Below are 18,114 nucleotides of genomic sequence, written 5' to 3'. Positions count from 1 at the left end.
CAGTTCTAGCGTTGATCCGGCTTCGGTGCCGTCGATCGGCGTGAACGGCCATCGAATGACCTGTTTCCGTCGAGCGCGTGGCTCGTGCCCTGACTCGCCCGCGGGCTCGACGGAAGCACCGACCGCCACGCGTTTCGCTCGCCGGACGGGATCTCTCGACCCGCCTCTGTCCGGCGCGCACGTCCCCGGCGCGCGGCGGTGTGCCCACCGAGCGGATCCTCGCACCCTCCGCTCGGTGGGCATCGGGGCGTGCCGGTCCCGGCCGACCACGCTCGGCGGCTGCCGTGCCGAGTCTCCGCCGTCATGGCCATTCGTGTCCGAGATGTATCGATTCGATCGGCTCGAATTACTTTTGTTCAGGTGAACAAAACTGCGCTGCCATAATGTTGATGCCGACTCACCGCGACAACTCGGGTGTCGACCGGCGGGGTGGGAGCGTGCTTCGGTTATTCGTGCTGCACGCGAGTAATCGTGCAATGGCGGATATTAAATTCGGTTCGGACCCCGTACCTCTTCCGGCGCTTCCAAGTGGCCTCGTGGTATCTGTCTACTTCAATGAATTGATGGGGACCATTCGGTCGGTTCGAAAATGGCAATGGACTTTTCGGTTTTGATTTCGGTATCGGTGGCCAGCAACGGGGTTTGTTACGCTTCTTCGCCGGACGGTACGTAGACGGACCGCATGCTTCGCCTCGTCCCGTGCCGGGTCGATGCTCGGGAACCGCAGCGACGTCGAATGTCTCGGCGGTGGTTTGCCCATCGAGTCGGACGGTGCGCACTCGCGGCATTCACACACGACATCGATGCAAGCGGCCCGCTGCCGAGCATTCGCCCCTCCTCGTTCCGTGTGCCGGTAGGGGGCTCGATTCGCCTGCGGTGGCCCGGCCGGTCCGTGTTCGATCTGTGAAACACGGGAGGTCCGCGTATCACTTGCGGGAAACCGGAACGGCTGGCAGGCTAACGCTCAGCACGCGACTGGACGGTCGTCCTGTCGCTTTGCTCTGCCGAAGAAAGATTGTGCGTGTGCCATGGGTTCGTCTTCTCAGCAATGGGAAACAGAGTGTTCGCCGCGAATAAAGAATCGTGGTATATGAAGTGCTCTATGGTGTCGGATTTACCGTCAGTGAAGGTGGCCTCGAGATGTCCATCTCGGTAACCGCCGAGAAACATTCTCCTGCCGAAAAACGCGGTCGGGCCGGCGAGCACGGGCGAGCCAACCCGCTCGCGGGTACCTCGACCGGCTGCTTCGTCACCGATACCTGATCGAACTACTCGGTAGTTCTCGCCGACCCGCGCCGCTGCTCGCGACGCCGGGTTTCTTCGTCGACCCTGCGATACCCGGGATGTGAAACGTGGACTCGAGCGCTGGTGAATCGTCCGACCGCATGTTGGAGTACCTGAAGAAGGTCACCGTCGAGCTCATGACGACTCGCGACGATCTGACCCAGTTGCGGGAGAAGATCGACGAGCCCATCGCGATCGTCGGCATGAGCTGCCGCTATCCGGGCGGCGTCGAATCGCCGGAGCAGCTGTGGGAGCTGGTCGCGGCGGAAGTGGACGCGGTGGGCGGGTTCCCGGCGGACCGGGGCTGGGACCTCGAGGGGCTGTACGACCCGGATCCGGACCGCTTCGGCAAGGTGTACACGCGGGAGGGCGGCTTCCTGCGCGGCGCGGGCGACTTCGACGCGGGATTCTTCGGCATCGGCCCCCGGGAGGCGGCGGCGACCGACCCGCAGCAGCGGCTCCTGCTGGAGGCTTCCTGGGAGGCCCTGGAGCACGCCGGTATCGCCCCGACCTCGCTGCGCGGCAGCGATACCGGCGTGTTCGCCGGTGTCATGTACGAGGACTACGAGCACACCGCCAGGGCCGCCGGACCGATCGCGGAGGGCTACGCGGGTATCGGTTCGACGGGCAGTGTGGTCTCGGGCCGGGTGGCCTATACGTTGGGCCTGGAAGGCCCTGCCGTGTCGGTGGACACGGCGTGTTCGTCGTCGCTGGTGGCCATCCACCTGGCCTGCCAGGCGCTGCGGCGCGGAGAGGCGTCGCTCGTGCTGGCGGGCGGCGTCACGGTGATGTCGACACCGTTCCTGTTCGTCGAGTTCTCCCGGCAGCGAGGTCTGTCGCGGGACGGTCGATGTAAGGCGTTCTCGGCGGCGGCCGATGGGGTGGGCTGGGGCGAAGGCGTGGGCGTGCTGGTGCTGGAGCGCCTGTCGGATGCGCGGCGCTCGGGGCACGAGGTGCTCGCCGTGATCAGGGGCTCGGCGGTGAATCAGGATGGCGCGAGCAATGGTTTGACCGCGCCGAACGGTCCGTCACAGGAGCGGGTGATCGCCTCGGCGCTGGCCGCGGCGGGGCTGACGCCCACTGATGTGGACGCGGTCGAGGCGCACGGTACGGGCACGTCGCTGGGAGATCCGATCGAGGCGCAGGCCCTGATCGCCGCGTACGGACAGCAGCGGGACGAGCCGCTGCGAATCGGTTCCCTGAAATCGAACATCGGTCATGCGCAGGCGGCGGCGGGGGTCGGCGGTGTGATCAAGATGGTGCAGGCGCTGCGCCACGGAGTGTTGCCGAAGACGCTGCACGTGGATGCGCCGTCGCCGCACGTGGATTGGTCGGCGGGGGCGGTGCGGCTGCTGACCGAGGCGGAAGCATGGCCCGCGTCGGCGCAGCGGGTGCGCCGTGCGGGTGTGTCGTCGTTCGGGATCAGCGGCACGAACGCGCATGTGATCGTGGAGGAAGCGCCCGCGCCGGTAGCCGGGTCCGACGGCGAGTCCGCCGATACCGAAGCCGGTCCGGCGTGCGCGGCAACCGTCGTTCCGTTGCTGGTGTCGGCGAAGACCGATGACGCGCTCCGCGCCCAGGCGGCGCGGCTGCACGCGTGGCTGCTCGAACACCCGGACGCCGACCTGTGGAGCGTGGCGTCCGCGCTGATCGAAACCAGGGCGCAATGGAATCGGCGCGCCGCGGTGGCCGGTAGCGATCGTGACCAGTTGCTGTCCGGGTTGGCGGAGTTGGCGGCCGGTACGTCCGCCGGTGCGCTCGAAGGTGTGGCCGGATCGGGGAAGACGGCCTTCCTGTTCACCGGTCAGGGTGCGCAGCGGGTGGGCATGGGGGCAGGGTTGTATGCGGCGTTTCCGGTGTTCGCCGCGGCGTTCGACGAGTTGTGCGCCGAATTCGATCGCTTGCTCGGGCCGGGCGTCTCGCTGCAGGACGTCGTCTTCGGCGCCGCGGGTGCGGATTTGCTGCACCGCACCGAGTTCACGCAGCCTGCGCTGTTCGCGTTCGAGGTGGCGTTGTTCCGGCTCGTCGAGTCGTTCGGCCTCACTCCCGATGTGCTGATCGGTCATTCGATCGGTGAGTTGGTGGCGGCGTATGTGGCGGGTGTGTGGTCGACGGCGGATGCGTGCGCGTTGGTGGCGGCGCGTGGGCGGTTGATGGGGGCGTTGCCCGAAGGCGGCGCCATGCTCGCTGCGGCGGTCACCGAGCAGCGGGCCGTCGAGATCACGGCTGCGCACGAGGGTCGACTGTCGGTGGCGGCGGTGAACGGTCCGTCGTCGGTGGTGTTCTCCGGCGACGCGGACGCCGTCGGCGCGGTCGAGCGGCAGTTGTCCGATGCGGGGGTCACGGTCTGGCGGCTGCGGGTCAGCCATGCGTTCCATTCCGCGCGAATGGATCCCATGCTCGCGGAATTCCGCGCAGTCGCACAGCGGCTGACGTACCGGATGCCCACGATCGCGGTGGTGTCGAATGTCTCCGGGGCGCTCGCCGGGGCCGAATTCACCGACCCGGGTTATTGGGTCGAGCAGTTACGCGGTTGCGTGCGGTTCGCGCCGGGCGTGGACGCTCTCGTGGCCGCCGGTGTCCGCCGCTTCGTCGAAGTCGGCCCGGACGCGGTGCTGGCCGCGACGACACGTCGCTGCCTGGCCGAACACCCGCGGATCGAAGCCGAGTCGATGGTGACGGCCGCGTCGCGCCGTTCGGGCGACGAGGTGACGCAGTACATCACCATGCTCGCGCAAGCCCACACCGCCGGTGTCGAGGTGAACTGGCGCCCCCTTTTCAGCGGGCGGACACCAGAACGTGTGTCGTTGCCGACGTACGCGTTCCAGCGGCAGCGGTACTGGTTGGAGCCGCTCGCGATCGAGGCGTCACTCGAGTCATCGGATCATCCGATGCTTACCGGCGCCGTGCCGTTGGCCGGTCGGGACGAATGGCTGTTCACCGGTCGGCTGTCGTTGCGGACGCACCCGTGGCTGGCCGAGCACGCCGTTTTCGGGTCGGCGCTGCTGCCCGGCGCCGCGTTCGTGGAACTGGCGCTGACCGCGGGGGCCCGGCTCGGTGCCGGGTTCGTCGAGGAACTGCTGCTGGAAGCGCCGCTGTCGCTGACCGACGACGTCGCGATCGACGTGCAGCTGACCGTCGAACCCGCCGACGACGCGGGCGCGCGCCGGTTCGTGATCTATTCGCGTGCGGTGGCGCCCGGGGAAACCGAAGCGAGCGAGTGGATTTCACACGCCAACGGTGTCCTCGTCGCCGCCGCGGAGAGTGTGCCCGCCTGGGTCGAATCGGGATGGCGCGCCGCGCCGGAGGACGGGCGATGGCCGTCGAGCGGGGCCGAACCGGTGCCGGTCGACGGACTCTACGACCGGTTGGCGCGGCTCGGCTTCGGCTACGGTCCGCTGTTCCAAGGCGTCACCTCGGCTCGGCGCGACGGCGACGACCTGCTCGCCGAGGTGTCGCTCGCTACCGAGCCCGATGCTCAGGGACCGGCCTTCGGCATCCATCCCGCCCTGCTGGACGCCGCCTTCCACACCGCGATCACCGAACTGGCCGACGACATGCCCGCGGGCAGGCTGCCTTTGCCGTTCTCGTTCGGTGGGGTCCGGCTGTATCGCGCCGGGGCGACGGCGCTTCGGGTGCGTCTGGAACGGGTGGGGGCCGGACGCATCCGGGTGGCCGCCTTCGACGACACCGGTGCGCCCGTGCTGAGCGTCGAAGCGCTGACGGCTCGCCCGGTGGATGCCAAGGCACTCGAGGGTGGGGCCGCACGCCGCGCGTCCCTGTCGGACATCGAATGGGTGCCTGCGGCCGCCGTCGCGGGCGGCGCGTCGGGCACGATCGCGCTGCTCGGGGAGGCGAGTGTCGCGGGTGCCGATCGCCGCGGGACGGCACCGGCCGATCTGCTCGGCGACCAGGCGCCGCCGGAGATCGTCGTGTGGTCGCCGGACGGACCGGCCGATGGCGACGTGACCGCGCGGACGCGCACCTGGCTGCGGGCGGCGCTGGAGTTGATACGGGAATGGCAGGCCGAGGAACGATGGCACGATTCGCGGCTGGTGATCCTGACGCGGGGTGCCGCGGGCCTGCCGGGCGAGAACCCTGACCCGGCCGGGGCCGCGGTGTGCGGTCTGGTGCGCAGCGCCCAGGCCGAACACCCCGGCCGGTTCGTTCTCCTCGACGCCGCACCCGAGGACGACCTCACGACCGAAGTGATGGCCGCGGCGGTGCGGTCGGAGGAACCGCAGTTGGTCGTGCGCGGCGGAGAACTGCGCGTCCCGCGGCTGCGCAGGCAGCACGCGGCGGCGGACGGCAACGGTCTCGGTGCGGGTGCGGTGCTGATCACCGGTGGCACCAGCGGACTGGGAGCCGAGGTGGCGCGTCATGTCGTCGCCACCCACGGCGTGCGGCGGCTGGTGCTGGTGTCGCGGCGCGGTGAACAGGCCGACGGGGTGGCCGATCTGGTGAGCGAGCTGACCGCCGCGGGCGCGCGGGTGCGGGTGGCGGCCTGCGATGTGGGCGACCGGGCCGAAGTGGCGGCGCTGCTGGCGGATCTGTCGGACGAGTTCGCGCCCAGCGCGGTGATCCATTCCGCGGGCGTGCTCGATGACGCCACCATCGAGACCCTGACCGCCGAACAGCTCGACCGGGTGCTGGCGTCGAAGGCCGACGCCGCCTGGCATCTGCACGAACTGACCGGCGGCCTGGGACCGGCCGCCTTCGTGCTGTTCTCCTCGGTCGCGGGTGTGGTCGGCGCGTCCGGCCAAGGGAATTACGCGGCGGCGAACGCGTTCCTGGACGCGCTGGCAGCAGGGCGGCGGGCGGCGGGGCTGCCGGCGGTATCGATCGCCTGGGGATCGTGGAACCAGGGCATCGGCATGACCAGTGGGCTGGGCGGCGCGGCGATGGCGCGGATGGGTCGCCTCGGCGTGCGGCCGTTGGAAACGGCGGATGGCTTGACGCTGTTCGATCGCGCCGTCGCCGCGGCGTCGCCGGTCGTGATCGCGACGGAGTTCGACACCGAGGCACTGGCGGTGCAGGCCAGGGAAGGGTCGCTGCCGCGACTGCTGCAGTCGATCGTCACGGTGCCGGTGCGGCGGGCCGCCGAGACTAGTGGGACGTTGGCGCGGCGGCTGGCCGCCGCGCCCGCGCAGGAGCGTGCGGCGATCGTGCTCGACGTCGTCCGCGAACAGGTCGCCGGTGTGCTCGGCCATATCTCCGGCGACGCCATCGATCCGACGGCGCCGTTCACCGAACTGGGCTTCGATTCGCTCGCCGGTGTGGAGTTCCGCAATCGCCTCGCCAAGACGACCGGCGTGCAACTGCCCTCGACACTGGTGTTCGATCACCCCACCGCCGCGGCGGTGGCGGCCTTCGTGCGCTCGCGGCTGGGCGAGGCGACCGAAACCGACGCCGGGCGGCCCGCGCGGGTGACGCGCCGGATCCGTGCCGACGAGCCGATCGCGATCGTCGGGATGAGCTGCCGGTACCCGGGCGGTATCGAATCGCCGGATGGACTGTGGGACCTGGTGGCCGCCGGTGCGGACGCGATCGGCGCGTTCCCCGTCGATCGCGGGTGGGATCTGGATCGGCTGTTCGATCCCGACCCCGACCACCCGGGAACCTCCTACCTGGACCGAGGTGGATTCCTTTCCGGCATGGCCGATTTCGACGCGGGCTTCTTCGGAATCGGTCCGCGCGAGGCGGCGGCGATGGATCCGCAGCAGCGGTTGCTGCTGGAGGCGTCGTGGGAAGCGCTGGAGCACGCCGGTATCGATCCGTCGGTATTGCGCGGCAGTGACACCGGCGTGTTCACCGGGGTCTCCTATCAGGACTACGAGGAGATCGCCAAGGCCGCGGGTTCGGTAGCCGAAGGTTATATCGGTACCGGTTCCACCAGTAGCGTGCTCTCCGGTCGCGTGGCATACACCTTCGGATTCGAGGGTCCGGCGGTCACGATCGACACCGCCTGCTCCTCCTCGCTGGTGGCCATCCACCTGGCCTGTCAGGCGCTGCGCCAAGGGGAGAGTTCGCTGGTGCTGGCCAGTGGCGCCCAGGTGATGTCGACGCCGTTCATGTTCGTCGAGTTCTCCCGGCAACGCGGTCTTTCCCGGGACGGGCGGTGCAAAGCCTTCTCGGCCTCGGCCGATGGTGTCGGCTGGGCCGAAGGCGTCGGTGTGCTGGTGCTCGAGCGGCTGTCGGACGCGCGCAGGCTCGGTCACGACGTGCTCGCGGTGATCCGGGGTTCGGCGGTGAACCAGGACGGTGCGTCCAACGGGCTGACCGCGCCGAACGGTCCGTCGCAGGAACGGGTGATCGCGGCGGCGCTGGCCACCGCGGGGCTGGCTCCCGAGGACGTGGACGCGGTGGAGGCGCACGGCACGGGCACTCCGCTGGGCGACCCGATCGAAGCGCAGGCGTTGATGACGACCTACGGGCAGGGCCGGACCGAGCCGCTGTGGGTCGGTTCGCTGAAGTCGAATATCGGGCACGCCCAGGCCGCCGCCGGGATCGGTGGCGTGATCAAGATGGTGCAGGCGTTGCGGCACGAGATGCTGCCGAAGACGCTGCACGTGGACGCTCCGTCGCCGCACGTGGACTGGTCGGCTGGGGCCGTGCGGTTGCTGACCGAACAGCGGCCGTGGTCGGCCTCGGTCGAGCGGGTGCGCAGGGCGGGGGTGTCCGCGTTCGGGATCAGCGGAACCAACGCGCACGTCATCGTGGAGGAAGCGCCGGGAGCCCCGCAGCGCGCGGCGGTGACGAAACCGGCGGACGCTTCGCCGGGAATGCCGCTGCTGCTGTCGGCGAAAACCGAGGCGGGACTGCGGGCGCAGGCCGCTCGGTTGCGCGAGTGGCTCGCGGCCAGGCCCGACGCAGACCCGGTGGACGTGGCCCATTCGCTGCTCACGACGCGGGCCCGATTCGATCGGCGCGCAGCGGTGGTCGCGGGCGACCGCGCGGCCGTGCTGGCCGGGCTGGCGGATGTGGCGACCGGTGCGGGGTCGCCGGGAGTGGCCGAGGGCGGCCCCGTCGGCGGGAAGATCGCGTTCCTGTTCACCGGGCAGGGGGCGCAGCGAGTCGGCATGGGCGCTCGGCTTTACGCGACTTTCCCGGTCTTCGCGGCGGCGTTCGACGAGCTGTGCGCCGAATTCGACGGTCTGCTCGAATTTCCCGAGCCTGGAATGTCGCTGCGGGACATCGTCTTCGGTGCCGCGGGTGCGGACCTCCTGCACCGCACGGAGTACACCCAGCCCGCGTTGTTCGCCTACGAGGCGGCGATGGTGCGGTTGATCGAGTCCTTCGGGATCACGCCGGACGTGCTGATCGGGCATTCGATCGGCGAACTGGTCGCGGCGTACGTCTCGGGGATGTGGTCGACCGCCGACGCGTGCGCGTTGGTGGCGGCGCGGGGGCGGTTGATGGGCGCGCTGCCCGAAGGCGGCGCGATGCTGGCCGCGGCCGTCCCGCCGGAGCGAGGGGCCGAGCTCATCGCCGGATTCCGCGGCGAACTGTCGATCGCGGCGGTGAACGGACCCTCCGCGATCGTGATCTCCGGTACCGAAGGTGCCGTCGCCGAGGTGGAATCCGTGCTGACGGCGGACGGGATCAAGACGTCACGGTTGCGGGTCAGCCACGCGTTCCACTCGGCGTCGATGGAACCGATGCTGCCGGAATTCGAGGCGATGGCCGCCGGTCTCGACTACCGGAGCCCGCTGCTGCCGGTGGTGTCGAACGTGTTCGGCGTCGTGGGGGGCGAAGCGCTTTCGGATTCGCTGTACTGGGCCGGTCATGTCCGCGACACCGTGCGCTACGCCCCGGGGGTCGACGCGCTGGTGGACCTCGGTGTCCGGAAGTTCTTCGAGGTTGGCCCCGATGCGGTGCTGACGGCGATGACCCGTCAGTGCCTGCCCGACGAGGTCGGGTCCCGGTCCGTCGTGGCGGCGGCGAGCAGGCGCGGCGTCGACGAGGTCACCCAGTTCCTTGGCTTCCTCGGGCATGCCTGCAACGCCGGTGTCGAGGTGAACTGGGAGCCCTTGTCGGAGGGGCGGTCCCCCAAGCGTATTCCACTGCCCACCTACGCCTTTCAGCGTCGGCGCTATTGGCTGGACGTGGTCCGGCCGGTCGCGGCGGGCGCCGTCGACCATCCGATCCTGCTGGACGCAGTGCCGGTGGCGGGCAAGGACGAATGGCTGTTCACCGGGCAGCTGTCGAATAGCAGGCAGCCGTGGATCGCCGATCATGTGGTGTTCGGTACGCCGGTGGTACCGGCGACGACGTACCTGGAACTGATGTCGGCGATCGGCGATCGGCTCGGGATGCGCTCGGTCGAGGAGATGCGGCTGGACATCCCACTGGCCCTCGGTGAGCGCGCCGTCGACGTGCAGGTGTCGGTGGGTGCGGCCGAAGCGGACGGGCGGCGGAGCTTCACCCTGTACTCCCGCACCGCGGACCTCGACGACGCCGAGGCATGGGTACCCCATGCCGGTGGCGTGCTCGCCGCCGACCCCGGCCCCGAACTCGCCACCGGCTGGGATCGGGTATGGCCGCCCGCGGGCGCGGAACAACTCGACGACGAGGCGATCTATCGGCGGATCGCGCGTCTGGGAATGGAATACGGTCCCGCCTTCCGTGGGATGCGCGCGGTGTGGCGGCGCGGCGACGAGGTGTTCGCCGAGGTAGCGCTGGACGACGCCACCGCCGCGGCGGCGTCGGGTTACGGCATTCATCCGGCGTTGTTCGACGCCTGTCTGCACCCCGCGCTCGACTTCGTCATGGACGAGCTGCCCGCCGGGCGGGTTCCGCTGCCGGTCACGGTCGGGGGCCTGCGGCTGGCCCGGTCCGGTTCCGGGCCGGTCCGGGTCCGCGCGGTGCTGTCGGGCGACTACCGGATCCGGATGGATGTGGTGGACGAGACCGGCGCACCGGTGCTGGGCACGGAATCCGTCGTGGTGCATCCGGTGGAGCGGCGCACGGTGGAGCGGGTCCGGTCGAATACGGCGCCGGTGCCGCTGCACGGTCTGGAGTGGGTGCCGGTGTCCGCCGTCGCCGCCGAGCCGACGGGATCGATGGCGGTGCTCGGTGCGGGAAGCGTGGCGGGAATCGACCTGCGCGTCACCGACCTGAGCGAATCGATCGACGCCGATGAGGACGCGGCAACGATCGTCTGGGTGGCCGAGACCGCGGAAGCGGGCGCGGACCCGGCGCGAGCGGGCAGGCAATGGGTCACGCGGACACTGGAACTGACGCGGTCGTGGCTGACCGACACGCGGTACGACCGGGCGCGGCTGATCGTGGTGACGCGGAACGCGCTCGGATTGCCGGGCGAGTCGCCCGACCCGGCGGCCGCTGCCGTCGCGGGCCTGCTGCGCAGCGTGCAGGCGGAGCATCCGGGCCGGATCGTGCTGCTCGATCGGGACGGCGAGATCGATGCCGGAGTGGTGGCTGCGGCGCTGGCCGCGGACGAACCACAGGTCGCGGTGCGCGACGGCCGGTTGTCGGCGCCACGGGTGCGCCGGATCGCGGCCGCACCGGACCCGGGGGCGATGTCGTTCGGGACGGGTACGGTGCTGGTGACCGGCGGCACCAGCGGGCTGGGCGCGCTGATCGCGCGACATCTGGTGACCGAGCACGGAGTTCGGCGGCTCTTGCTGGTCTCGCGACGCGGTCGCGACGCCGCCGGGGTCCCGGAACTCCTCGCGGAGCTGTCGGCGCTGGGCGCGCGAGTGGATGTCGAGTCGTGTGACATCGCCGATCGCGACGCGCTCATCGCGGTACTGGCGTCGGTGCCGGAGCGGTTCCCGTTGTCCGGCATCGTGCATGCCGCCGGCGTGGTGGACGACGGCATCGTCGAGACCCTGACCACGGAGCAAGTGGATCGGGTGCTGCGCCCGAAGGTGGACGGCACCTGGCTGCTGCACGAGGCGACGCGGGACGCGAATCTTTCGGCGTTCGTGGTGTTCTCGTCGCTCGCGGGGCTGGCGGGCTCGCCGGGCCAGGGCAACTACGCGGCGGCCAACTCGTTCGCCGACGCGGTGGTCCGGCTGCGCGGTGCCGCGGGCCTGCCCGCGGTGTCGGTGGCCTGGGGGCCGTGGAACGCGGGCACGGGAATGACTGGCGACCTCGGTACGGCGGGGTTGGAACGACTGCGGCGCTTGGGTTTCCGCCCGCTCGGCGATACGACGGGACTATCCCTCTTCGACGCCGCACTCACCGCGGGCTCGGCGCTGGTGGTCGGCGCGGAATTCGATCGATCGGGACTGGCGGAGCAGGCCGAGGCGGGAGCGCTCCCGAAACTGCTGAGTGCGCTGGCGCCCTCGTCCACGCGGACCGCTCGCGCCGGTGGGGATCCGGTCGGTCGGCTGGCGTCGGCCGCGCCCGCCGACCGTGCCGAGGTGGCCCTCGCCGTGACCAGGGAGCAGGCGGCGGCCGTGCTCGGGCACGCCACCGCGGAGGCGATCGACCCCGATACCGCGTTCACGGAGTTGGGTTTCGACTCGCTGGCCGGTGTGGAATTCCGCAACCGGCTGGCCGAGGCCACCGGGCTGTCGCTGCCCTCGACCCTGGTATTCGACCATCCGAGTTCCCGCGCGGTGGCGGGTTTCCTCGTCTCCAGGCTCGGTGACGCTCCGGCCGCGCGACCACGTCCGGTGCGGGTGACGTCGCGGACTCGCACGGACGAGCCGATCGCCATCGTCGGCATGAGTTGCCGTTATCCCGGCGGCGTGAGTTCCGCCGAGCAGCTGTGGCAGCTACTGGTCTCGGGTACCGACGCGATCACGCCGTTCCCCACGGACCGGGGCTGGGACCTCGATCGGCTGTACCACCCGGACCCGGACGAACCAGGCACCACCTACGTGCGCGAGGGTGGCTTCCTCACCGACGCGGGCGCGTTCGACGCCGCTTTCTTCGGGATCGGCCCCCGGGAAGCGACGGCCATGGATCCGCAGCAGCGGCTGATGCTGGAGGCCGCCTGGGAGGCGTTGGAAGACGCCGGTATCGATCCGACCGCGCTGCGCGGCAGCGACACCGGAGCGTTCGTCGGGGCGACCCCGTCCGGCTATTCCGAGCGGGTGGTCGGCGCGTACGAGGGATTCCGGATGACCGGGAACTCCGACAGCGTCACCTCGGGACGGGTGGCCTACGTCCTGGGCCTGCAGGGTCCGGCCATGACGGTGGACACGGCATGCTCCTCCTCATTGGTGGCGCTGCACTTGGCCTGCCAGGCGCTGCGAAACGGGGAAACGTCGCTGGCGCTGGCCGGCGGTGTGACGGTGTCGGGCAGCCCGGAGCTGTACGTGGACTTCGCGCGGCAGCGGGGGCTCGCGCCCGACGGGCGGTGCAAGTCGTTCGCCGCGGGCGCGGACGGCGTCGGCTGGTCGGAAGGGGTCGGCGTGCTCGCCCTGCAACGGCTTTCGGACGCTCGGCGATCGGGCCACGAGGTGCTGGCGGTGATCCGGGGGTCGGCGGTGAATTCGGACGGTGCGTCCAACGGCCTGACCGCGCCGAACGGTCCCTCGCAGGAGCGGGTGATCGCGTCGGCACTGGCGGCGGCGGGCTTGGAGCCGGCCGACGTCGACGCGGTGGAGGCACACGGCACGGGAACTCCGCTGGGCGATCCGATCGAAGCGCAGGCGCTGATCGCGACCTACGGGCAAGGGCGGACCGAACCCGTGCGGATCGGTTCGTTGAAGTCGAATATCGGCCATTCGGTGGCGGCCTCGGGCGTGGGCGGCGTGATCAAGATGGTGCAGGCCCTGCGGCACGAGATGCTGCCGAGGACGCTGCACGTGGACGCTCCCTCGCCGCACGTGGATTGGTCGGCGGGGTCGGTGCGGTTGCTGACCGAAGCGGAGCCCTGGCCCGCGGGGCAGCGGGTACGGCGGGCGGGGGTGTCGTCGTTCGGGATCAGTGGGACGAACGCGCACGTCATCGTGGAAGAAGCGCCCGCACGCGACGAACGGCCCGCCGTGCGGGACCACCGCTGCGATCCGGACGGTGTGATCGCGTGGGTGGTGTCGGCGAAATCGGAGGCCGGTCTGCGGGCGCAAGCGGAGCGGCTGCGCGCCTGGGCGGCCGAGCATCCCGACGCCGACGCCCGTGCTGTCGGACGCTCCCTGGTGGAGACCCGCGCGCAGCTGGAGTGGCGTGGCGCCGCGCTCGGCCGTGATCGGCGGCAATTGCTGGCGGGACTGGCGGAATTGGCCGCGGGTACCGGTTCCGGCGTGGTCGAAGGGACGGCCGGATCGGGTAGGACCGCGTTCCTGTTCACCGGACAGGGCGCGCAGCGCGTGGGCATGGGCGCCGAGCTGTACTCGGCCTACCCCGTGTTCGCCCACGCGTTGGACGAGGTGTGCGCCGAATTCGATCGGCTGCGCGAGAACTCGGCCGACGCGGCGCGTTCGCTTTCGGTGGGCGATCCCGTGCCGTCGTTGCGGGAGGTGATGTTCGCCGATCCGTCGGGTGTGCTGGACCGGACCGAGTGGACGCAGCCCGCCTTGTTCGCGTTCGAGGTGGCGTTGTTCCGGTTGGTGGAGTCGTTCGGGATCACCCCGGACGTGCTGATCGGGCATTCGATCGGTGAGTTGGTGGCCGCGTATGTGGCGGGAGTGTGGTCGTTGCCCGACGCCTGCGTGTTGGTGGCGGCGCGGGGACGGTTGATGGGGGCGCTGCCGGAAGGCGGGGCCATGCTCGCGGTATCCGTCTCCGAAACCGATGCGGCGCGACTACTCACCGGCTTCGGCGACCGCGCGTCGATCGCCGCGGTCAACGCGCCGGAGGCGGTGGTGATCTCCGGCGACGCGGACGCGATCGACGAGCTGGAACGAACTTTCGCGGCCCAGGGCCGCAAGACGACGCGGCTGCAGGTCAGCCACGCGTTCCACTCCGCGCGCATGGAACCCGCGCTGGCCGGCTTCCGCGCGGTCGCCGAGAAACTGACCTACCGGGAACCCATGCTGCCGATCGTGTCGAATGTGACCGGAGCGGTGGGGGAGACCTTCACCGACCCGGAGTACTGGGTCGGTCAGATCCGCGCGGCCGTCCGGTTCGCGCCCGGCATCCGGGCGCTGGCCGACACCGGCGTGCGCCGGTTCCTCGAAATCGGTCCCGACGCCGTACTCACGACCATGACCCGCGGCGTCATCGGAGACGAGCCAGGGAGCGGATGGTTGACGGCCCCGGCGGCCCGTCGCGTGGGAGCGGAAGCGCGCCAGTTCGTGACGTTCCTGGCGCGTGCGCACGTCGCCGGAACGACGGTGGACTGGCGGCCGTTGTGGGAGGGCGGCTCGTCGCGGCGAATCCCCCTGCCCACCTACGCGTTCCGTCACCAGCGGTATTGGCTGACCGCCATCGAACACACCCCCGACGTGCGGTCCTCCGGCCTGGACGATGTCGACCATCCGCTGCTCGGCGCCGCGGTCTGGCTGCCCGACTCGCACGGTGTGGTGGCGACCGGCCGGTTGTCGCTGTCGAGCCATCCGTGGCTGGCCGACCACATGATCGGCGGGACGGTGCTGTTGCCCGGCACGGCCTTCGCCGAGCTGGCGCTGTACATCGGCGCGCTGACCGGCACCCCGCGCCTGGCCGAGCTCGTGGTGACGGCGCCGCTGGCGGTGCCCGCCGACGGCTCGGTCGAATTGCGCGTGCTGGCGGACGGCCCCGACGACACCGGCGCGCGTGCGGTGTCGGTGTATTCGCGCCCGCGTCGTTCCGGCGCGCCGGAACAGGCGGAATGGATCCGGCACGCTACCGGAACCCTTGTCGCGCAGACGCCGTCGGCCGAGGCGAACCCGACGACGGAAACCTGGCCGCCTGCCGGGGCGCAGCCGGTCGATATCAGCGATATGTACACCGAGTTCGCCGACCGCGGCTACGGGCACGGGCCGCTGTTCCAGGGACTGACCGCACTGTGGCGGCGCGGCGAAGAGGTCTTCGCCGAGGTGCGCCTGCCGGAACAAGAGCATTCGGCGGCCGATCGGTTCGGGCTGCATCCGGCGTTGCTGGACGCGGCACTGCACGCGATCCGGTTCACCGGGCTCACCGGAGAACCCGCTCCGGACGAGATCTACGTGCCCTACTCGTGGGAGAACGTGGACCTGCACGCCGTGGGCGCGGGCGCGGCGCGGGTACGGCTGACCGCGGCCGAGTCCGGATCCGGTGACCGGGACAACCAGCCGATCGCGGTGACGCTCACCGATCCGCACGGGGAGCGGATCTTCCGGATCTCGGCGTTGACCATGCGCCCGATTCCGATCGACACGCTGCGTTCCGCAGGCGCCGCCCCGACCGGGCACGACCCGTATCGGCTCGGGTGGGTCCCGGTGCCGGTGGCGGAACACACCGGACTCGTCGCGGACGAGCACTGGACACGCGGCGGCGCCGACGAGTTCGTGCGCGTCGACGGAGGTTCCGTCGCCGTGATCCAGGTCGAAGAGACACCGGTGGACAGCGATGTGCCCGGCGTGGTGCGCACCCGGCTCGCCGAGACGGCGGAACGGGTCACCGGACTGCTGACCCGCCACGATCGCGTCGTCGTGGTCACCCGCGGTGCGGTCGCCGTGACGCCCGCCGCGCCGGTGGACCTCGCGGGCGCGGCGGTGTGGGGCCTCCTGCGCAGCGGGCAGCACGAGAACCCGGGACGGATCGTGCTGGTCGACGTGGCGGACCGGTCGGGATACCGCCGTGCCGTCGCGGCCGCGCTGGCCATGGCCGAGGAATCCCAGGTGGCCGTGCGCGATGGTGCGGTGTACGTGCCGCGGTTGAGCCGGGGCGGGGCGGACCGGACACGGCCGCCGCGGCCGAATCCCGACGGCACGGTGCTGATCACCGGCGGCACCGGAAGCCTTGGTGCGCTCACGGCCCGGCACCTGGTCGTCGAGCACGGTGTGCGCCGGGTGCTGGTGGCGAGCAGGCGCGGCCCGGACGCGCCGGGTGCCGCGGAACTGGCGGCGGAACTGACCGAACTGGGCGCACATGTGGAGGTGCGGTCCTGTGATGTGAGCGATCGGGCGGCCGTCGACCGGCTGCTGTCCACCGTGGCGCCGGAACATCCGCTCACCGCGGTCGTGCACACCGCGGGCGCTCTCGCCGACGGTCTCCTGACCGACCTCACCTCGGCGCGGCTCGCGACGGTGCTGGGGCCGAAGGCCGACGCGGCCTGGTATCTGCACGAAGCCACCGCCGATCTCGAACTGTCGATGTTCGTGCTCTTCTCCTCGTTCGCGGGGACGATCGGCAGCCCGGGCCAGGCCGACTACGCGGCGGCGAACGCCTTCCTCGACGCGCTCGCCCAGCACCGGCACCACCGGGGATTGCCCGCCACGTCCATCGCGTGGGGACCGTGGCGCGCGGAGAGCGGCATGACGAGCACCCTCACCGAGACCGGCATCGCGCGGATGCGCCGTGAGGGCCTGATACCGCTGGACGACGACTACGGAATGGCGTTGCTGGACAGCGTGCTGGCCGCGGGCGAGCCGACCGGTGTCGGCGTGCGTCTCGATTCCGCGGTGCTGAACGCACTGGCCGCATCGGGTGCGTTGCCCAGGATGCTCGGTTCCCTGGTCACCGCGGCGCCGCGACGGGCAGGCGGGGTGCGTTCGCTGGCACAGCAGCTTGCCGCGACCGCCGAAGCGGAGCGCGCAGGCGTCGTACTCGCCGCCGTTCGGGAGCACATCGCAGCGAGTCTCGGCCACACTTCCGGCGACGTGATCGATCCGCGTGCTCCGTTCACGGAGTTGGGATTCGACTCGCTGGCCGGCATCGAGTTCCGCAATCGCCTCGCCAAGGCCACCGGGCTGGCGCTGCCGTCGACACTCGTCTTCGACCATCCCACCGGCGAGGCCCTGGCGGCGTACCTGGGTTCCCGGATCGCGGAGATGGTGCCCGTGGACGAGCCCGCCGCCGCGCCCGCGATACCCGTGGAAACCGGGGCGAGGGGTGCGCTCACCGAGCTGGTCCTGGCAGCGCACCGGCGTGGCCGGGTCGGCGCCGCGATACCGATGCTGCTGGAGAGCGCCGAACTCGTCGACACTTTCACCGCTGCGGCAGGGTCCGGTGATCCGGCGCCGATCCCACTGAGCAGGGGCGCCGGAGCGGCGACACTGCTGTGCGTTCCGTCGTTCGTGGTCGGCACCGGGCCGCACCAGTTCGCCCGGCTCGCCAGGGAACTCGGCGGCGATCGGTCGATCGCGGCGCTGCGCCTGCCCGGTACGCAGCCGGGCGAGGCGCTGCCCGAGTCGTGGGATGTGCTGCTGGATCACTTGGCGGCGGCGGTGCGCAACCGCGGAGACGACCGGCCGGTCGTGCTCCTCGGCTACTCGGCGGGCGGCGCGATCGCGCATGCGCTGGCGCATCGGCTCGAGCGGGACGGGCGCGGACCGTCCGCGGTGATCCTGCTCGACACGTATTCACCCGACGACCCGGAACAGAACCGCCGGGTGCTGCTGAGCGCGATCGGCTCCGTACTCGACCTCGGCCACGAGGTCACCGAGATCGGTGATCACGGCTTGGTCGCCATGGCGAGATACGCGCGCCTGTTCGAGCAGCGCAGGCCGTTGTCGATCACCGCGCCGACGTTCGACCTGCGGGCCGCGACACCGCTGCCGGGGCTCGACCTCGCCGAGCCGGTGCCCGCCTGGCTGCACACCGGCGAGACGGTCGAACTCGACGCCGACCACTTCTCGATCATCGGGGCGGCGACCTCGGCCGTCGCGGCCGAGATACGGCGCTGGCTGAGCGAACTCGATGACAAGGAGCCGATCCTCGCGCGGTCGGCGGCAGGCAGTGACGGAGATCCGCGATGACCGCCGGGCGGGCGTGGCACGCGGCATCGAAGCG

At 70.9% G+C, this 18,114-nt stretch carries 1 protein-coding gene; it reads left to right on the top strand.

Features of this window, described 5'->3' with window-relative positions; translation table 11 throughout:
- Positions 1-1,385: 1,385 nt before the first annotated feature.
- On the top strand, positions 1,386-18,080 hold the full coding sequence (locus tag ACL03I_RS26365; RefSeq protein WP_412807191.1) for an SDR family NAD(P)-dependent oxidoreductase: 16,695 nt from the start codon (positions 1,386-1,388) through the stop codon (positions 18,078-18,080).
- Positions 18,081-18,114: the final 34 nt, after the last annotated feature.

It is taken from the genome of Nocardia sichangensis, from assembly GCF_047200615.1.
Taxonomy (GTDB): domain Bacteria; phylum Actinomycetota; class Actinomycetes; order Mycobacteriales; family Mycobacteriaceae; genus Nocardia; species Nocardia sichangensis.
This window is presented reverse-complemented; position numbering and strand designations above follow the sequence as displayed.

What these genes read in the sequence shown, in the direction of transcription:
- ACL03I_RS26365 (WP_412807191.1), top strand. Translation starts at nt 1,386, where the DNA reads ATGTTGGAGTACCTGAAGAAGGTCACCGTCGAGCTCATGACGACTCGC.